The organism is Bacteroides sp. Ga6A2, assembly GCF_000702225.1.
Lineage (GTDB): Bacteria > Bacteroidota > Bacteroidia > Bacteroidales > Bacteroidaceae > Ga6A1.
This window is the reverse complement of the sequence record NZ_JNKX01000023.1, coordinates 1-20814: the sequence shown is the minus strand read 5'-3', so window position 1 is coordinate 20814 and position 20814 is coordinate 1. Positions and strand designations below refer to the sequence as shown.

At 42.8% G+C, this 20814-nt stretch carries 13 protein-coding genes and 2 pseudogenes; 6 read left to right on the top strand and 9 right to left on the bottom strand.

Translation table 11 applies throughout. From position 1 onward, the window contains the following. Positions 1–326: 326 nt before the first annotated feature. Both T538_RS0107390 and T538_RS0107385 read right to left on the bottom strand, forming a co-directional pair. A complete protein-coding gene (locus tag T538_RS0107390) occupies positions 327–2561 on the bottom strand; it encodes a RagB/SusD family nutrient uptake outer membrane protein (RefSeq protein WP_031533192.1) in 2235 nt (744 codons plus the stop codon). A gap of 28 nt (positions 2562–2589) precedes the next feature. Next, positions 2590–5748, bottom strand: coding sequence for a SusC/RagA family TonB-linked outer membrane protein (locus T538_RS0107385; protein WP_081836765.1), 3159 nt, complete (start codon positions 5746–5748; stop codon positions 2590–2592). Between the two features lie 315 nt (positions 5749–6063). Here T538_RS0107385 and T538_RS0107380 point away from each other — a divergent pair, with 315 nt between their 5' ends. The 3 genes from T538_RS0107380 to T538_RS0107370 all read left to right on the top strand — a co-directional run bounded on the left by T538_RS0107380 (position 6064) and on the right by T538_RS0107370 (position 11663). Continuing rightward, positions 6064–7200: a glycoside hydrolase family 88/105 protein gene (locus tag T538_RS0107380; RefSeq protein WP_031534232.1), complete on the top strand. Its 1137-nt coding sequence runs from the start codon at positions 6064–6066 to the stop codon at positions 7198–7200. 428 nt (positions 7201–7628) lie between these two features. After that, complete coding sequence (locus T538_RS0107375; RefSeq protein WP_031534234.1) at positions 7629–8891, top strand: rhamnogalacturonan acetylesterase; 1263 nt, start codon at positions 7629–7631, stop codon at positions 8889–8891. Positions 8892–8912: 21 nt separating this feature from the next. Then, a complete protein-coding gene (locus T538_RS0107370; protein ID WP_031534236.1) occupies positions 8913–11663 on the top strand; it encodes an alpha-L-rhamnosidase in 2751 nt (916 codons plus the stop codon). Positions 11664–11726: 63 nt separating this feature from the next. Here the strand turns inward: T538_RS0107370 and T538_RS17675 are convergent, their stop codons facing one another. Next, entirely contained in the window at positions 11727–12944 is a 1218-nt protein-coding gene (locus T538_RS17675) for a protein NO VEIN domain-containing protein (protein WP_051655948.1), read from the bottom strand. Between the two features lie 421 nt (positions 12945–13365). Between T538_RS17675 and T538_RS18035 the strand changes: the two genes are divergently transcribed. The 3 genes from T538_RS18035 (at position 13366) to T538_RS0107350 (ending at position 15045) form a co-directional block, all read left to right on the top strand. After that, positions 13366–13626: an ATP-binding protein gene (locus tag T538_RS18035; RefSeq protein WP_081834984.1), complete on the top strand. Its 261-nt coding sequence runs from the start codon at positions 13366–13368 to the stop codon at positions 13624–13626. A gap of 176 nt (positions 13627–13802) precedes the next feature. After that, entirely contained in the window at positions 13803–14477 is a 675-nt protein-coding gene (locus tag T538_RS0107355) for a GIY-YIG nuclease family protein (protein ID WP_031534240.1), read from the top strand. A 46-nt stretch (positions 14478–14523) separates the two neighbouring features. Continuing rightward, a complete protein-coding gene (locus T538_RS0107350) occupies positions 14524–15045 on the top strand; it encodes a DUF6155 family protein (protein ID WP_031534242.1) in 522 nt (173 codons plus the stop codon). A 269-nt stretch (positions 15046–15314) separates the two neighbouring features. Here T538_RS0107350 and T538_RS18860 read toward each other — a convergent pair whose 3' ends face one another. The 6 genes and pseudogenes from T538_RS18860 to T538_RS18850 form a co-directional block, all read right to left on the bottom strand. Further along, the gene (locus T538_RS18860; protein WP_231497082.1) at positions 15315–16142 is read right to left on the bottom strand and encodes an ATP-binding protein; all 828 of its coding nucleotides are present in this window, start codon (positions 16140–16142) and stop codon (positions 15315–15317) included. A gap of 99 nt (positions 16143–16241) precedes the next feature. After that, positions 16242–16757 (bottom strand): annotated as a pseudogene (locus T538_RS18855) (helix-turn-helix domain-containing protein); the annotation flags it as partial. A gap of 727 nt (positions 16758–17484) precedes the next feature. Continuing rightward, positions 17485–18351, bottom strand: a complete 867-nt coding sequence (locus T538_RS0107340) for an RES family NAD+ phosphorylase (RefSeq protein ID WP_081834985.1) — start codon at positions 18349–18351, stop codon at positions 17485–17487. A 43-nt stretch (positions 18352–18394) separates the two neighbouring features. Continuing rightward, positions 18395–18961, bottom strand: coding sequence for an RloB family protein (locus T538_RS0107335; protein WP_031534246.1), 567 nt, complete (start codon positions 18959–18961; stop codon positions 18395–18397). A gap of 2 nt (positions 18962–18963) precedes the next feature. Then, entirely contained in the window at positions 18964–20193 is a 1230-nt protein-coding gene (locus T538_RS0107330) for an AAA family ATPase (RefSeq protein ID WP_031534248.1), read from the bottom strand. 409 nt (positions 20194–20602) lie between these two features. Then, a pseudogene (locus T538_RS18850) lies at positions 20603–20814 on the bottom strand (hypothetical protein); the annotation flags it as partial.

The window sequence follows — 20814 nt, the reverse complement described above, 5'->3', positions numbered from 1 at the left end:
TGAAGCAACATTAAGGGTATGTTCAAGGAAGCCAGAAGGAAGTAGGTAACAAGACAGTAGGAAGAAGGTAGCAAGATAGTAGCAAGAAGGTAGGAAGAAGGTAGCAAGGAGGTAGCAAGGGGGTAGCAAGGAGGTAGGAAGAAGGTAGCAAGGAGGTAGCAAGGAGGTAGCAAGGAGGTAGCAAGGAGGTAGCAAGGGGATAGCAAGGGGGTAGCAAGGGGGTAGATTCGAGATGAGAAAAGAAAAAGAGAGTGAAAAAAACAGGCACGCACTCCCCAGTGCGCGCCTGCTAATAAAACATGAACAGTCTCTATGAATTAAAAATATTAATATCCAGGATTCTGATATGCAGCCTTTGCATCTGAGCTCAAAGACTTTCCGCTTTCGTCAGTCAAGGCATCGAGCAATCCCTGTGGAATTGGACGATAGTAATGAATCTTAGGGTTAAATGTACCCTGACCACGAACGCCTGCATCGTTAAATGCCTTGTGTCTTACCTCAAGCTGACGCTGGCGTGCCAAGTCCTCCCAACGTGTGTACTCACCTGTAAGCTCGCGAGTACGTTCGTTAAGGATGAAGTTCATAACCTTCTGATACTCTTCGTCTCCCTTGAACATTTCGCCGCCTGTTGCTTTAAGTGCAGCGAAAATCTTATTATCGATTTCGGAATTAAGAATGTCATTTACATCGTTCAAAAGCAGATTGTTCTTTGTTGACTCTGTTGTCACTTCTTCAATCTTGTTTGACTCATAGTAAGTGTTAGCAGTTGTGTAGATAGCACCATCTGCACTATAACCGCCACCCTTGCCTGCACAAGCTGTGTTGTTTACATAAGCAGCACCACCATCAACATGGATAGAACGGTCCTCGCCCTCGGCATATCCGGCACGCTCACGAAGCATGTTAATCATCTCAACAACCTTGGCGTACTCTTTCTTGCGAGCGTATGCCTCGGCACACATCAATACATCCTCGGCAGAACGTGCAACGATAGCGTCGCGATTACCGAACTGAGATGCAATAGTAGTACGCGAACCATCACGATGCTTTCCGTTTGCAACGAAACGCTTCTTCTGAGCAAAGTTGCCATAGTTTCCGTGACCAGTTACCCAATTCTGTTCCTCGCCTGCGAAGTAGCGGACGAATGTGTGAGGAGCCTGCATTACGCCATTGCGTGTAACCTGACCTTCAACAATAACATCCTTTCCTTTTTCATCTTTGCCAACAAGTTGCTTGTATTCTTCGTCACCAACATTATTTACTATATATCTAATACCAAGATTACCACCTACAAAACGCTTGCTATAAGTCGTATCATTCTTAGGCTCATCTGGTTTCGGATTCTCCTTTGGACGAATTGTTGCTTGTACCTCAGCATCCTCTGGACCATATACTGATATAATATTCCCATCATCATCCAAAACGGAATAACGAGTTGGCGGAAGAGCACCTGCCCTATCCTGTTCTTTTGTGTAAGTTGGAGCACCCTTTGTATCATTACAGCCGTAGCAAGTAATGAATGTCTTCCAGAAACGAGAGTCGTTTACACGGTCGTACACATCGAGAGTGTAGTTTGTTGTACGCAAGTAGCAGAACTCACGGTCGCCCGAGATATCACGCTTTGTTCCAGCCATATCCTGATAAACGGCAGGGAATGCCAAGTGTGCCTGGTTTCCGAAACGTCCCTGTGTTGCCTCATCAAGAGTGAACTGGGCAGCCAAAACGATTTCAGAGACACTCTCGTTGGCACCATCAGGCTTAGTATAGTTCCACAAAGAAGCGAAATCAGCACATAGAGGATGAGCTGCAATAACCTCCTTTGTAAGCTTGATAACATCGTTCAAGTCTGAACTTATATAAGAAGAATTCCAGCCTGAATAAAGCTCGCTTGCGCGTGTAAGTTTAGCCTTTGCAAGGAAGTGCGCAGCAGCATACTTTGTTACTCTACCAGTAGCCTCTGGCTTTTCAGGCAACAAGTTATATGCCTCAGTAAAGTCGCTTATAATCTGTGCAAAGCACTCATCCTCTGTATTTCTTGGGAAGTAAGTCTCCTTATCAGACTCTGTTGGCTTCAACTTCAAATGCACAGCTCCGTATGTCTTAACGAGCTCAAAATAGCAATATGCACGGAAGAAGTAAGCCTCTCCCAAACGTGTATTATAAGTGTCCAGAGTCTTTGAATAATACAAAGGTATATTTTCAATGGCTCTGTTCGCTGCTTCAATACGGTTATACATATTGTCTGCCAAGCCTGGAATGTAAGTTCCTTCTGTAGAGATAAGGGTTGAATAACCATTCATTGATGCCACCTCGTTGTTGGCATCGGTATATTCGTCGACACCCATATTGTACAATCCGTAGCCCCAGCTGTAGTTGAACTTCCAACCAAGAGTTGAATATGTACCTGTAATAAGATCGTTTATACCATCTTCAGACTTGTAATAGTCAAGGTTCTTACGATTAAGCTGCTCCTCATCAAGGAAACTGTCGCTACATCCGGTCGCAACAAAACCCATCGAAGCCAAGAACAAAGACGAGAATAAAATTCTATTTAATTTCATAATCTTTTTTTCTTACTGATGTTAATAATTAGAATCCTACGTTAAGACCGATAACGAAGCCACGGATTGTTGTTGTAGAACCCAGGATTCTTGTATTGTTATCGTAGTTCATGAGGTCGGTATCCAACCATTTACATTTACTGTAAAGTGTGCAAGGATTCATCAACTGAGCGTAAATCTTTAGGTTTGAAAGTCCTGTACCGTTAAGCTGCTTTGGCGACAAAGAGTAGCCAAGAGATACGTTACGCAACTTGATGTAAGAACCATCCTGATAGTTCATTACACTCTGGTACTGATCCTGGCTCTCACCGTTGATACCTGGCTGATAGTACTCTGCATTCTCGTTATATCCAGGTACAAAGTAGTCAATCTTACGCTGCATGAAACGACCGTCGAGTGTAAGAGCGCCCTGATTTACGGTGAATCCCCAACGAGAGAAGATAAAGAATGAGAGTTCCCAATTCTTATATGTAAGTGTATTGTTCCAACCACCGCTCCATGATGGGCGAACTGATCCTATAGACTTGCAACGGTCATCTGCATCAATATCTCCATCACCGTCCAAATCCTTAACTTTGATTTGTCCAACCTTACGGTTGTACTTCTTTGCCAACTCTTCCTCGGCAGTTGTCCAGATTCCGTCATAAACAAAGTCTGCAAATACCAAGATTTCTTCGCCTACAAACCACTTATTAGCCCAATCTTCCGTTGCACCGTTTGCAAGTTCAGTAATCTCACTCTTATCCTTAGACCATGTTAGAGTTGTAGTCCATTTGAAACCATTGCCCTGGTATGGAATCGCACTCAACTGAACATCAACACCCCAACCCTTAGAAGCAGCCACATTAGCCATTGTTGAAGTATATCCTGAGATTGAAGGAATATTCATCGCTGTAAGGATATCGTCGGTCTTATTCATATAGTAATCAATAGTACCGCTGATTCGGCTCTTAAAAATAGCAAAGTCAACACCAATGTTTGTCTGAGTTGTACGCTCCCAACCTACATTCTGGTTAGCCATTTTATTCGGAGTCTTTGCTGAAGCATCAGAGCCAAGATAACCCAAAGCAGAAGTACTTCCCCAATGATAATACAAAGTCTGAAGTGCACCCTTTGTATCGTATGGGTTAATAGCAGAAGAACCAGATGAACCATAACCAGCACGAAGCTTCAGCTGGCTTACCCAGTCAACATCCTGCATAAACTCTTCCTGGTCGATACGCCAACCCAAGGCAATAGAACCGAAGTTATCCCACTTGTGACCAGCAGAAAGAACAGAAGAACCATCTCGACGGATAGAAGCTGTAAGCAAATACTTATCCATAAATGAGTAGTTCAAACGAGCCATGTATGAAGCCATCTGTGATTCGCTATAACCAGTTGCAGGTGTTGCACTATCTGCAGGCTGACCAAGATTGTACCAAAGTTCTGAATCTGAAGTCAAAGCCGAGTTGCTGATAGACATAGTATCGTAATGATTCTTTGTTGCACTCTGCATCAAAGTGATACCAATCTTGTGAACATCCGCAAATACCTTATCATAGTAAATAAGGTTATCGAGTACCCAGTTTCTATTTTGGTTGCGACTCCAGCTTGCCTTACGGCTATTATCAGAGCTGATAGAGCCGTACTTGTTCATAGTACCAGTCTCATACTGACGGAACTCAGGACCGAACTGAACACGATATCTCAATCCTTCGAGAGGCTTCCACATCTTGCCGAAATTAACATCAGCATAGAAAACACCCGAAACATTGAGTCTTTTACGCGAGTTAACCTGCAAATTAAGTTCATTTATTGGATTGATTATGTTTACATCGCCATTGGCGGGATTACGGATATAATCGCCATTCTCGTCGTACGGAACAGTCCAAGGCAACATTCCACGAAGTGCATTGTAGTAGTCACCAGCACCAGTTTTACCTCCAGCAAAACTGTAACCATAATCCTGCTCGGTGTAAGCACCGTTGATAGAAGCACCCAACTTAAGATAAGGAAGAGGCTCAGCATCGAATGTTACCTTAGCAGAATAACGTGAATATTCCTGACCTGGCTGTACACTCTTCTGGTTCAAATAGCCAAATGAGCCGTATGCCTGGAACTTTTCAGTACCGCCAGAGAAGTTAATGTTATGGTCGTGAGTCACGCCTGTTCTCTTTCCGTGAGAAGTCCAGTCATACTCGCCTACCAATGCAGGATTGTAAGAACCGCTTGCGTATGCCTTCTCGATATTCTTCCAAGAAGCAGCAACACTTCCGTAAAGATTCCTATCTATAGACTCAACAGGAATAATCTTACCATCTGAACCAATTTCAGAAGCATAGTTTCCGGCTGTATATTTAGCAAGACGTGAATAGTCGAGCCATTCGGCAGCCGACATATTTTCGGCAACATCGCTAAGAGTCTCGAACTTAACAGTACCAGAATAATTAACACTCATCTTACCTTCCTTACCTTTCTTAGTAGTGATAAGGACAACACCATTCGCACCACGCGAACCGTAGATGGCAGTTGCAGAGGCATCCTTCAAGATATCGACAGACTCGATATCAGATGGATTGATAGAACTAAGGTCGTTAGAGGTAATCATACCATCAACAACATACAATGGGTCGGAACTTGCAGTAAGAGAGCGGACACCACGAATGTTGATTCCACCGACTTCACCCGGACGCTGGCTGTTGGTGATATCAACACCGGCAGCTCTACCCTGCATACCTTCGAGGGCATTGCTTACAGGCATAGCCTTAAGTTCCTTCTCGCCTACGCGTGCCATAGATCCGGTAACGTCGGTCTTACGCTGCACACCGTAACCAACAACCACAACCTCATCGAGGGCGCGGTCGTCTTCGGCAAGAACTACTCGCATGTTCTGCGAAACCTTAACTGTCTGGGTAATATATCCAATGTAAGAAATTTCAAGCAAGTTGGTCTTGCGACACTTAATCATGAAGTCACCATTAAAGTCGCTGATAGTACCAGTACTTGTTCCCTTTACAAGGATGTTAGCACCAATAATTGGGCTTCCCGAATTGTCAACAACAGTTCCTTTAAAAACTGTTTCAGGTTCTTCTGCGCTTATGGCAGGAGCGGATTTTGCCGTTGCATTTACATTAACGCCCGCAAACGCCGAGCAGAATAATGCTGCGAACAACAAATTTCCTTCACCAAAGGATCTTAGATTCATTTCTAATGTTTTAAAGGTTATTAAACTTTTTTCTCAATATATTAAATCCAACGCAACTCTGTGCTTTTTTCAGGATATCTTGTTTGAACCAAAAACTAAATTCTTAATAGTAACATTGCAAATATAAATATTGTTACGGAAAAACAAGTAAAAAAATGTTTACTTTAAGTTTAATTTTAGTAAAAAAGGCTTTATCCAGCACGTTAAGTGCCAAATTCACGATATAAAATACCAATAACTCACCCTCTTTATTAACCTAATTTTATTAACTTTGCGCCAACTATAAGATTTAATAACAAATAAAAAACTTTTATTATGGAACTTAAAAAGGTTATTCTTTGTGCAGTAGCAGGAATAGTTACAAGTACATCTACTGTATTTGCACAGTTGCCATCGCAGAAGGAGATACTTGCCTCTGTTGAGAAAGTGAACGGCTACTTTATGAAGAAGTATCCAGACCCTACGCTTCCAACATACGTCAAGAAGATGCGACCAAGCAGTCTGTGGACTCGCGCCGTGTACTACGAAGGACTGATGGCTCTCTATGCCATCCAGCCAAGAGACGCGTATTTCAAATATACCTACGACTGGGGCGAGCAGCACAAGTGGACTCCCCGCAACGGCAACACAACAAAAGATGCCGACGACTACTGTTGCAGCCAGACATATATAGATATGTATCGCCTTACTCACGACTGGAAGATGATTCAGAACGCCATAATAAACGCCGACATGATTGTAAACAATCCTGACGACAGCGACTGGTGGTGGATTGATGCCATTCAGATGGGTATGCCGGTGCTTGCAAAACTGGGCAAGACTCTGAACGAGCCTAAATACTGGAACAAGATGTGGGATATGTATGCCTACACACGCAACAAGCAGGGCGAGGCCGGCATGTATAACGCCAAGGAAGGCTTGTGGTGGAGAGACAAGGATTTTGACCCGCCTTACAAAGAGCCTAACGGAAAGAACTGCTACTGGGCACGCGGTAACGGTTGGGTTTATGCGGCACTTGTACGCGTTCTCGACGAGATTCCGGCAAACGAGCCTCATCGCAAGGACTACATCAACGACTTTGTGGCTATGAGCAAGGCGATAAAGGCTTGTCAGCGCGCCGACGGATACTGGAACGTAAGTATGCACGACGAGAGCAACTTCGGAGGCAAGGAAGTTTCGGGTACATCGCTATTTATATATGGTATGGCATACGGCATCAGAACAGGCATTCTTGACCGCGCAACATATCTGCCAGTAATAGAAAAGGCTTGGAACAACATGGTTAAGGAGTGTATCCACCCAGACAACGGAATGTTGGGCTACGTTCAGGGTACAGGAAAAGAGCCTAAGGACGGACAGCCTGTTGGCTACAACAACTTCCCTGACTTTGAGGACTACGGCATAGGCTGCTTCCTTCTTGCCGGAACAGAACTTTACAAACTGAAAAAATAACTTATAAACAAGAAAATCGCAGATTCATACATAAGGGTTTGTATGAATCTGTGATTATTTACGTGAGTTCGGGATAAGAAACTCCCTCTTCTTACATTAGTAAATGATTATCCGTAATGACGCTGAAAGCGTCACCTATCAGTAACCGCAGCATCCGCACAGGATCTGCGGACTGAAATGATACAAATATAATCGACCCTGAAAGCGGTCGTCCATTGCGAAAGATGGGGCACTCTTTCAGAGTGCTTGTTGTTGATAGTTTTTATTCCGCAGGTCGTTCCGACCTACGGTTACTAAGCGGAGACGCTTTCAGCGTCTATAACGAGTATAACACACAGATAATCAATTCTGTGATGTTTTACAGAAACAAAACACTATGGTAAGAAGTGTATAATTTATCCCAAATTGGCGTATTATTTTCAAGAAATATGAAACGCATTTTTATATCAGCCATCATCCTGTGTGCCATGATTCAGGCACAGGCTCAGAGTTTTAACTTCACCTTCGGGCAGAAAAGCAAGACGGCTACGAACATAACAGCAGCCGACTCGTTCTCTGTTGAGAAAGGCTACGGATACGACTTCATAAACATTCCGCGAAAGGCTGCAACGCCGTTCTACTTCTCGGTAAACGTTCCCGACGGAAACTACAAGGTTACCGTTCGCCTCGGAAGCAAGAAGGCAAAGGCAAGCACATCGGTAAGAGCCGAATCGCGCCGTCTGTTCGTAGAGAACGTGGCAACAAAGAAAGGCGAATTCAAGGAATTCTCTTTCGTGGTGAACAAGCGCGACACGAAGATTTCGGACGGAAGCGCGGTGAAGATAAAGCCTCGCGAGAAGAACAAGCTGAACTGGGACGACAAGCTGACAATCGAGTTCAACGGCGACGCTCCGGCAGTTTCGGAAATGAAGATTGAACGCATAGACAACGTTCCGACCGTATACCTTATAGGAAACTCTACCGTGGTTGACCAAGACTTTGAGCCTTGGGCAAGCTGGGGACAGATGATTACACGATGGTTCGACGACGGAATAAGCTTTGCGAACTACGCAGAGAGCGGCGAGAGAGCATCGTCGTTCATCGGGGCAAACAGATTCAAGAAGATTCACTCGCTTCTGAAAAAGGGCGACTACGTATTCATCGAGTTCGGACATAACGACCAGAAGGAGAAAGGTCCGGGCAAGGGCGCGTACTACAACTTCAGCACACATCTGAAAGAGATGACCGACATGGCGCGCGCAAAGGGTGCAACCGTAATCTTCGTAACTCCAACGCAGCGTCGCAGCTTCGACAAGAACGGAAAGATAAAGGAGACTCACGGCGACTATCCTGACGCAATGCGAGCAGTAGCAAAGCGCGAGAATGTTCAGGTTATAGAACTGCACGACATGACACGCACCTTCTACGAGACAATGGGCGTGGAGAACTCTAAAAAAGCATTCGTACACTACAAAAAAGGCTCGTTCCCGGGCATGGACAAGGATATGGAAGACAACACGCACTTCAACCCTTACGGCGCGTACGAACTGGCAAAATGTATCATCGAGGGCATGAAGCAGCTTAATCTGCCGTTGCTGAAGAATCTGCGCGAGGATTACAAGCCGTTCAATCCGGCACAGCCAGATGACGTTTCGACCTTCAAATGGAACAACAGTCCGTTCATCGACGTTCAGAAGCCCGACGGAAACTAAAATCACATTAAAACAAACTTTATGAACATCAAACATTTATCAATATTTGCCCTGTCGTTTATCAGCCTGCAATCTCAGGCTCAGTCGTGGCCAAAGGCTCTGCCCGAGGCTAAGCCGGCTGCACGCTGGTGGTGGCTGGGCAGCGCAGTAGACAAGGAGAATCTGCGCTACAACATCGACCTCTATTCGAAAGCAGGAATAGGCGGTCTGGAAATTACGCCTATTTACGGCGTGAAGAACAACGATGCCAACAACATTCCGTATCTGTCGGCAAAATGGATGGATATGCTGAAGGAAACGCAGTCAATCGGCAAGAATGACGGCGTTGAGATTGACATGGCAACAGGAACGGGCTGGCCTTTCGGCGGTCCTGAAGTGAAGTTGGAACAAGCCGCCACGATGGCAATCTTCCAACAGTACAGCGTTGAAGGCGGCAAAAACATCTCGCTCGACATCACAATCCAGAACAAGAAGCAGGAGAAAGGCGCGTATCTGAGCCGCGTGATGGCTTATCAGAAAGGCAAGAGCCTAAACATCACGGCACAGGCAAAGGACGGCAAACTCAGTTGGAACGCTCCTGCCGGAAAGTGGGACATCGTAGTTCTGTATGTCGGAAAAACACGACAGATGGTAAAGAGAGCCGCTCCGGGTGGCGAAGGATATGTTATCGACCACTTTAACAAGAGTTCGGTAGACAGTTATCTGGCTCGGTTCGACAAGGCTTTCAAGGAGAACGGCACGGCTTATCCGCACACATTCTTCAACGACTCGTATGAAGTTTACGGAGCAGACTGGACTCCTGCCCTACTCGATGAGTTTGCAAAGCGACGCGGCTACAAGCTCGAAGACCACTTCCTTGAATTTCTGGACGAAAAGAGAAACGACATAACTTGCCGAATAGTGGCAGACTATCGCGAGACGCTTGGCGAACTTCTGCTCACAAACTTCACAAAAACGTGGACAGACTGGGCACACAAGAACGGCGCGATAACACGAAATCAGGCACACGGCTCGCCAGCCAACCTGATTGACGTGTACGCATCGGTAGACATTCCAGAGTGCGAGGGATTCGGTCTTTCGCAATTCCACATAAAGGGCTTACGCGAAGACTCGCTCAAGAAACAGAACGACTCCGACCTCTCCATGCTGAAATATGCGTCGTCGGGAGCGCACATCTCGGGCAAGCAGTTCACCTCTTCCGAGACCTTCACATGGCTTACAGAGCACTTCCGCACATCGCTAAGCCAATGTAAGCCCGACATCGACCTGATGTTCGTTTCGGGTGTAAACCATGTGTTCTTCCACGGCATCTGCTACTCTCCAAAGCAAGACGAGTGGCCGGGCTGGAAATTCTACGCATCGGTTGATATGTCACCGACAAACACAATCTGGCGCGACGCTCCTTACTTCTTCGACTACATAACCAGATGCCAGTCGTTCCTTCAGTGGGGCAAGCCCGACAACGACTTCCTCGTTTATCTGCCAGTCTACGACATGTGGAACGAGCAGAGCGGCAGACTTCTGATGTTCGACATACATCACATGAAGGACCGCGCGCCACGCTTCATCGAGTCGGTAAACAAGATTATAAACAGCGGATACGACGTTGACTACATCAGCGACAACTTCATCCGCTCGCTTCAGTACAAGAATCAGTCGCTCGTGACTAAGGGCGGCGCGGCATACAAGGCAATAGTCATTCCGGCGGTTCACCTTATGCCGACTGACATTCTGCAAAAACTTGTGAATCTGGCAAAGCAAGGCGCAACGGTGGTATTCCTCGACAACTACCCTACCGATGTTCCGGGCTACGGAAATCTGGAGAAGCGTCGCGCGGCTTTCAAGAAGATTAAGGCGATGTTACCTGATGTATCAGAGGGCGAAAACAGATTTGGCAAAGGCAGAATAATCATCGGCTCGGACTATCCGAAGACACTGAAACTCTGCAACATCGCTCCAGAGGAGATGCGCACGGTAAACGGTCTGCATTGCATTCGCCGAAGCAACGCAACAGGCAGCCACTACTTTATTTCGTCTTTGCAGAAGAATGGCGTGGACGGCTGGGTTACGCTGGGAAAGAAGGCAGCCGAGGCGTGTCTGTTCAACCCAATGACGGGCGAAAGCGGAAAGGCTCTGGTGCGCGAGAAGGACGGCAAGACACAGGTTTATCTTCAACTTCACAGCGGTGAGAGCGTGATTCTTCAGACATTCGACAAGCCATCGTCTGTATCGCTTGCCAACTGGAATTACCAGACCGACGGAGCAGTGAGCATCAGCCTCGACCACGGCTGGAAGCTGTCGTTTGTCGAGAGCGTACCTTCAATCTCTGGCACATTCGACATTGACGAGCCTAAATCGTGGACAGAACTCGACAACACCGATGCCAAGACGAACATGGGCACAGGAAAGTACTCAATCTCGTTCGAAATGCCCGAAATAAAGGCTGACGACTGGGTTCTGGACCTTGGCGACGTTCGCGAGAGCGCAAGAGTTAAGGTGAACGGCAGCGACGCGGGCTGCGCATGGGCTGTTCCTTACCGTCTGAACGTGGGCAAATTCCTAAAGAGTGGCTCGAACACCATCGAGGTAGAGGTGACGAATCTGCCAGCCAACCGCATTGCACAACTAGACCGCGAGGGCAAGGAATGGCGCAAATTCAACGAAATAAACGTCGTAGACCTCAAATATTCTCGCAAGAAATACGACTACTGGCAACCTGTTCCTTCGGGCCTAAATGGCACAGTTAAACTGATTCCGGTTAGGAAGAAGTAAAAAAAATAAAGCCTCGGCTTCGTGATTGTCTCATGAAGCCGAGGCTTGTTTTTACATCTATATTTACTCTGCAGAAAATCTAACTTTGTACTTTACAGGAGTCATACATATTCGATTTGCTTCCATAAAAGGATTTTTCACAACCCATATTTTAGGATTAGGCGTGAGAATTTCAAATACTACATAAATATAGTAATTCTCACCATATTTTTTTGCAGTTTCATATTCATTCTCTGTATAATAAAAATCTAAGCTCCCGACCTTACCTTTAGTTGCCTTCACTTCAATGAATCTTTCAGTCTCATCATTACTGACAGATTTTATATCATATCCATAAGAGTCACTTTCACGCGAAACCCATTTTACAAGTTTCTTTGCTTTTGATTTTGAAAGCCCCATTTCTTTTACAAGCCTATCCTCTTCTGCCAATTTCACAACATACTCGCCTCTATCACCTAACTTCTTACATACTCTTGCCTCTTTCTCATAATCTGGTAACGATTTATCCGTATGCGTTTTACTGCAAAATGATTGTTTTTCTTTTAACAGATGCATATCGACAAAAGAATAAGAATCAATGGTTGGGAACTCGAGTTCTTTTTCTTTTTGTTTGACCGCGACTTCTCTAGGATTCAATGGAGTTTTGGGATAATGAGACCACAAAAATACTGCAAACATATTGACAGACCACGTTCTCATATCCTTGTCCATATTTTTAAAGTCCAGCAAAGCCTCTCTCTTGTATAGCACATTAGATTTTTTCAAATCCTTGGTATCTAGATTAAAAAAAGTCAAATAATAATCAAGATGTGGTTCTGAAAAAATATTCAGATAGTCTTCTGGATAATACACAGACAATATTTTACCCTTTAAGAACGAGTGTAGTGGATTTTCAACAATAGCATCACAATCGTGTTTTTTACCAGCCTCAAGAAGTTCCAAAATCGATTTCTTAATATTATTGAAAGCTTCTTTATAATTTGTACCAAATTTAGACCTAAAATTATAAGAGTGTTCTTCTGGCGAATACCAGACCCCAAACTTCCCAGAAGACACTCCTGTAATTCGCCCAAGTTTATCCAATGTGCGCTCTATGATATAGCAAAAACTTTCTTTATTTTGCCGTCCTATCACATATTCATCAATAGACATTGATTTTATTTTGTCAGGATTGAATCGACGCACAAATTTTTCCCGACATTTACAAACGTCCTTGAATTCTTTTTCCAAGCTATGGATTCTAAACGTCTGTTTGGCTTCTTGCAATTCTTGAAAATTCATAGATTACATTTTACTAACAATTCTGAAACACTTCAATGATACAAAAATAAAAAAATTCCGTGTAACCAAAAGGATTACACGGATTTTTTATCTGTTTAACCCAAATCGGTCGTTAGAAGTACATAAATCCATGGTTAAGTTTGTAATGCTTTGAAAATAAGTTATTTATAAAGTCATTTTTCTAATGGCGGTCATTAGAAAATTCAATCAGCAAAACACTCGTTATCAAGTAGTTACGAAAGCAACCACAAAAATAGCCGTCCTAATGACCGATTTGGGTTAAAATGAGCAAGCACAAAATATATTACTTTTTTAATTCATCATTTTTTCTCGTTTATTTTTGTTTTTGAGCATATCTGCATTTATTCCAATTATTTTTAGTAATTTTACCCTCAAACAAGAGATTGGTGCGCAATAAAATATCCGTCACACACATTTCTCTCGCAATCCGAAGATTGCCCAATACCTCAAGGCATACAAGTATGTCAAGGAGTTTGGCAAGGGTATTGACCGTATCTGTAATGAACTGGAAACAAAAGGTTGCGCTATCCCATCGTTCCACGTTGATGCATTCATTTTGAAAGCGACATTGATGGCTGAGTGGACAACCGAAAATGAGTTTGACCGCCCAAGTTCCATCCAAGTACCGTTCAGGAAAATGGCACGAAAAATGGCACGGTAAATGCACAAAATTTATCTGTTGCTTTAGGCATTAGTCTTCGAACAACAAAGCGTGACCTCTATGTCCTTCGTGACATGAATCTCATCCATTATGTAGGAAGTGATAAAACAGGACACTGGGAGGTGATAAAAGAAAGTGACTAACTGTACATTATTCTGAAACAATATATATTCAATATGAGTAACGAAAACAACCAAGGCTATGTTTACATTCTTACTAATCCAAGTTTTCGTGAGGATTGGGTTAAGATTGGTAAGAGCTCACGTCCGGTGGATGTTCGCTCTAAGGAGTTGGATAACACTGCCGTTCCTCTGCCTTTTGAAATATATGCTACATTGAAAACCGCGAAGTATGATAAGGTTGAAAAACAGATTCACAAGCAGATTGACCGTTTGACGGACTTGCGCATTCGTCAGAACCGAGAGTTCTTTAATATTGCCCCTTCCGTAGCTCTCGATATTATGCGCGATATTGCCGACTTGCTTGAAGACGCTGAACTTGCAGTTTATGTGGAGGGAAAACCCGTTGTAAGTAGCAGTAAGGATGAAGACAAGAAGATAAATGCTGCCAACGAGGATAAAAAACGTAAGAAGGTTAAACCTGCGTTCAAATTTCACATGGTAGGACTTAATGTTGGTGACACAATCATTTTTGATGCTACTCACCTTCCTGTCAAGATTGCTACCGACGACAAGATTGAATATGAAGGTCGCCTATGGTCGCTCTCCGCTTTTACTGCCGAATTTCTGCCTGAAGAAATGCAGAATACTTCTGGCGCTTACCAAGGTCCTAAGTATTTTAGCTATGGGGGTAAAACCATGCAGCAGATGAGATTGGAAAAAGAGGGGTAAGAGTAACGGCTGTTTGAAGATAAGGATAAACACTAAAAAAAATGATATGTCAAAAGCAACAGTAAAGAAAATACTCATGTCCATGCAAAAGGAAGAACTCATTGGCATGGTTCTGGAAATGTATGATGCTCGTAAAGAAGCCAAAGAGTATCTGGAGTTTTTTGCGAATCCAGACGAAGACGGAAAGCTGGAGGAGTATAAGAAAATCATCACGGAAGAATTCTATCCAGCGAAAAGCAGTAAAGAACCAAAGACTCGTTTTTCGGTGTGCCGTAAGGCTGTATCTGATTATAAGAAGTTGAAGCCATCACCAGACAAGCTGGCGGACTTGATGCTATGTTATGTCGAGAATGCATGTCAGTTTACATACGACTATGGCGACATGTGGGAGCAGTATTATACATCCGTAGAGAACAACTTCGACAAGACAATGGCATTTATTGCCAAGAATAACCTATTGGAGCACTTCAAACCACGTTTGCGGCAGTGTATGGAGTGGGCATCACCTTGCGGCTGGGGATTTGCCGACACAATTGCAGACATATACTACGAGTATTTTCACGAATAAGTCTTAATACAAAAACATAGTGGGCAACTCCTGTTTGGAGAAACCCACTTTTTATTTGTTGACGTGGAATCACGACCAAAAACAAATAGCGAGTAACCCTTCTGAGCTACTCGCTATTCTTGTTTATGTTATTTGTAATGCTTACGGATTACTTCACCTCCTCAAATATAAACACTATTGTGTATCAGATATTTACAAACACACGTGAACGATAAGAGAATGTAAAAGAGGCTGTTAAACCAAACAAATATAGAAATCCCAAGTAAGGACTATTTTACGTTTTTATCACTAACTATGGTTCTTACCTCCCAAGAACCACCTCTATCTCCACCATTACGAACAATTATACCTTCAGCTTTTAGACGGTCAATGTGTTTTTGAATGGCACTTGGAGATATGCCAAGAGTTTCTGAGAGAACTTTTCTCGTTATACTTGGGTTGTCTTTTATAAGTTGAAGAATAGTGTCAATTGTTTTGCCAGTATCTTTCTGACCACCTTTCTGACCACCTTTCTGACCACCTTTCTGACCACCTTTCTGACCACCTACTTCATTATTATCTTCTGTATCATCGCTATTGCTGACATATACACCATCAATTCCAATAACATTAAATTTGGGTAATGTCAGAACAAAACTATCCCTTGGAGTTGAGAATGATGGATCCATTCCTTCAGTATAGCCTTCATGCTCTTTATAAGCGGAGACAATCTTTTTGAATCCTGAGCCACGGCGTTCCATATATTTTAGACGACTGAAAATATCTGCAAGAATAGGATTACGGCGTCGAGATGCCATATTCAACACGTCAACATCCTTGATAGAACCGCCGTCCACAAGACCGCCAGGAGAAAAGATTTCAAGTCGGTCATCATACATATCTATATGTACTTCACTCCCCAACTCAAGATAGTTCCGATGAATGAGTGCATTTACCAAGCCTTCCTCTACGGCACGTTCTGGATATTCAGGATATTCAAGGCGATTATCAGGCGTCTTGCGCCAAGCCTTCTTTGAATTGCGACGTACAAAGTCAAGACCTGCTTGCAAAAGAGTAATCAAACTGCCACTATATTCCTCGTCATCCAATGCATCCATTACACCATTAGCCTTGTCAAGTCCATTCCAGCGAGTACAAAATAGTCGAGAGTGACGCACAGGTGAGTAGTCTGCAATAAGAGCACCAGCATTCGTAAGTTAGCCCTTTTCATTTATGATACCGAACGATTCATAGTCACTATCCTCAAACGAACGATTAGTTCGCTTGAAATAAGTTGCGCGCAATACAGTGAATGCCATATCTTCGAATTTCCAGCGGGACACCTGACTGTCATACGATACGTGGGAGCCCTTTAATACCAATTCCTTGTGTTTTGCGGTACTCACTACTACACTTTCGTTCCCCACGCGCATGAAGGCTTGCATTTGTCCATCGCCAATATAGTAGTATGGAGTCTGATCACCAGGCATAACATCGAGCACCACAAACTCTTTGTCTTCACATCTGGCAAACGAAAGTTTAAAGTCAGGTATAGGGTCAATATGCGCTTTGATAGCCTCGCTAATCTTCTCTGCATCCCCTTTGGCATCAGCAAGTCCAATCAACGTATCATTATCCGCAATTCCCCATATGAGTCTACCACCCATACCATTGGCAAATGCACTCACACTCTTGCACCAACTCTTGGGCTTCTTTACCTCCAGAGTCTGCTTTTTATCGTATTCTGTTGCTTAGCCTATCAATTGTCGTATGTCAAATCTTTCCATCTTGCTTTTTATTTGTGTTTCTTGCCACTGAACCATTCGCAGAATGCAGTTTGTAGAAAAGAGTCACCATCGAGATAGTCCTTCCTGTTATACTTTGACGTATTGGTTAGTTAGATACTATTCTCATTTTATTTTATATTGCTCTTTTGGTCAATGTTGACAATTTCGAGTAGTGCAAATATAATAGAATTTGTTAAATGTTTCAAATTGTCTCGACTAAAATGTGACAATAATGACAACTTTTAGTTATGAATACGTCAGAATACATTGATTTTTTGTCATGAAGTGTCGCTCTGCTCAATGTGTAGCTAATATACCTTTACGAAAAAAGAAACCTTACTGATAGATATCGAAATAAATGGGAATTACGATAAAGCAAAAAAAAAATAGCGAGTAACCCTTCTGAGCTACTCGCTATTCTTGTTTATGTTATTTGTAATGCTTACGGATTACTTCACCTCCTCGAAAACGACTTTAACTGACTATCAATGCGTTAGCACCGGATGTTGCACACATGTCGCAAAAACAGAAATAACCATTGATAATCAACATTTTACAAAATCAATGCAAAGGCACAGAATTCTCCCCAAACAACCAAAAGAAAACACAGAAAAAATCAAAAGATGAGGCCAAATTTAACATATCCTAGGGCATTCTACGTATTTTATTACGATTATACTTGTACTTCAACCAATTTTCCACTTTTATGGTCGAGTCTCATTGGGACATTGTCAATAATATATTCAAATCTTCCATCTATATTCTCTGCACCGATAGCAGGCCGAAGTCCTATTTTTATATTTTCAAGTCGGAGGTCTGTCGAAAATATGGCTTCGCACTTAGACGTATCAAATATTGTCAAATTGTAACCACCTCTATGTAATGAACTACTATACCTAATTCCATCATACCCCAGATGTCTAAAATATTCCGCAATAATTTGAGTAGTTATATAGTCGTCAGGATTATTGGTAGGAGAAGAGAAAGCAGATTGTATAAAGCATAAAAGCCATTCATCTAAACTTTTTTCGATTTCTGGATTCATGTCTATATCAACGGCAATGTTGGAAATGCGCAACAGTTCTTTTACTTCTATTCCTGAAACATTTACTGCATTATATAATAAAGGACGAACCTCAAATACTGCTGTAGTAGGACTTTCTGCCACATATAAGTACCGGATGAACCTAGGATTGGAACGTCCATCTCTTATAACATCTGGATTTGGCGGAACATAAGAACCTTCTTTAGACAATCCTCTAAACTTGTTTGCTTTATTTCTATACCATTTACGAGTTTCTTCGGTTGAGTTCTCTCCGAAGCATTTGGCAACCATATGTTCATTACAGGCAGCCTTGTCGTCTATTATTCGTGCACGATAATATACGCTCCCTGGACTTAGTGTCAATTCGCATTTCTCCGCAATTTCTTTAAGTTTATCCAGAATAGGATGAGATATAAAATACCGTTGATGGTACATAACGTCTCGATAAAAAGAGTGCCACAATTCTTGGGCTTTTTCGTAATTCGCTGATGCCATTACATTATTATTTCAGTTTCGTTTAATTATATTTGCTTAATGATTAATCATTTTTAGCGTTCTTCTGCAGCATCTCAATCAATTTGTAGATGCCTGTAGATGGATTCTGGAACTCTTGCAATCTCTTAGCTCTTTCAACAGCAACATCAGTGTTGTCGTTCAAGAAAGACTTTTGTGTGTCGGTGAAGGCTGACTTTGAGTAATTCTTCCACACTGGGGCGCTTTTCTTCAACTCTTTGATGAGTGCATCCGTATTGATGGCTGTCTTTTGGTCTTTGGCATGAAGTAGCAACCATATCTCAAAGCAAGGATTGCTGAGCAGCATTTCAGCTTTACATTTACGTAGTTTTTCATTGATAGCCTGTACATCCATGTCGTACATGAGGAATGTGTGCACCTTATCCCATTGAGAAATCTTGAGTTCCTTTGTGCGTTTCTCAACCAGCGATGGTGTAATCTTCGTGCCTTCTATGTGCGAAATGATTCTGATGGGTGATTTATACCACGATTTCAGAAGGTTGATATAGCAGACCTCTGTCTCGCCCTCGCAAATAACAAGGGCAATCTTTCGCATCCGCAGGGATGGTGACGGTTCTCTTTTGCTTGCCATAATCAACCTTCCAATAATTGCTTGATACTTGATACCGATGAATCAACATAAGGCACTGCATCAAAGCGTCCTTGTATATATCCCTTTTCGGCATCCATATTCTCACGGAAATCCTTGAAGTCATATAATGAATACACTTCCGTTGCACCTTGCTCCGACTTGTTGACAAAAACAATCTGGTCACGCCTCAGTCGTTTAACATCGATAAGGTTCGTGTTGTGGGATGTGAACAATAACTGACTGCTTTCTGAAGCATGAATCAAGTCGAGAATGAAATCTGCTAGACGAGTGTGCAATCCCATGTCAAACTCGTCCATCATGATGCTCTTCTTATTCTTTACCACATCTAATAGACGTATCAGAATCTGGAACAATTTTCTTGTACCATTAGATTCTTCCATGTCCATGTCGAACATGATGTCCTTTTGGTTGCGATGGAACGTCTTGAAGCGAAACACATCCACCAGCTTGTATGATAGTTCCGTTTGTCCAGGCACAACCACAGGAGCCGGCATTTGCTCTTTCCTTGCCTCGATGTCAGTAATATCTGTATCGCATATTTCAAGTGCTTTGAGTATAACCTTCTTGTAAGCATTGAAACTATCCAGCACCATCATATCGTTCACGTTCACAAGTCCAAGCAGGAATTGATTCATGAAATAGCGATATAGCTTTTGTGCGATATCTCTGTTCATCGAACTGGCACGACTTAGGAAAAGGTTCTTCTCACTGGTGTTTGTAACCACATCCGAAGGCTTAGCCATAACGCCAGTACCAAAGCTGTATTTCCCATCTGCATCACGAACAAAGACCTTTGCACGTCTGCCAACAGGATAATGATATAGACTTTCGCTGATAATACGTTCACGAGTTAATTCAAAAGCGTATTCGTATTCCACGTCATCGCACACAAAATCAATCAAGAACTTACTTGATTTATCTTGCCAACCATCAAATTTGAAAGGCTCGAAATTGAATGTTGTACCTTCATTGTAGAGGTGGGACTCCAAAATCATTCTACAGCAAAAAGTAATGGCTTTCAGAATATTTGATTTGCCAGAAGCATTCGGACCAAATAGCCCTATGGTTTTAAGTACTGGCACACCGTTCCGCTCCATCACATTATGGCTTAACTCCCGTGCAAGAGCTGTATTGATGTTTCCTGCTCTGAAGTCGATTCTTATTCTATCTCTAATAGAAAAGAAATTCTCAAATTCGATTTTCAGTATCATTACATATTTGATTTTGTAGAATTGCTGCAAAAATAGCAATTAAATTCGAATTGGCTAGGATTTTAGAATGAAAAACTATTAGAATACAGCTATATTATATCATATATCAACCGAAACAGAGGCTTGAAATGACAAAAACGAATGAACTTCTCTCGTTAACTTTCGTTACCAAAATCTGCCAATACAGGCAACTTTTAGTCGTAGAACCTAATCGAGCCACATTAAATTTCTGTCAATCTTGGCTTTTTTAAAATGTATGGTATTGCCCTATTGTATTATCGTTTCCATCAGAATCAAAGGAGATTATATCGAGTAGGAGGTAAACACTAATCACAGGTGTTTATCTCCTGCTTTCATGTTTACCGACCTCTCACACCACCGTACGTGCCGTTCGGCATACGGCGGTTCCTTATTGTTGCACGCGGACTATTATACGATGATAGTCCGTCAGACTTGGCCAGCCTTGCTTTTGTAATAACTCCTTGCTGATAGCCTGATGCAAAATCGGGCTCTTTGCAATTCGCCAATACTTCTTGCTGCTGTTGCCCCATTCGTAGGCTTGCCATTCCGCTATGCCGCACTTGATGAGGTTTCTCACCTTAGTGCCGCATTTCTTCCAGG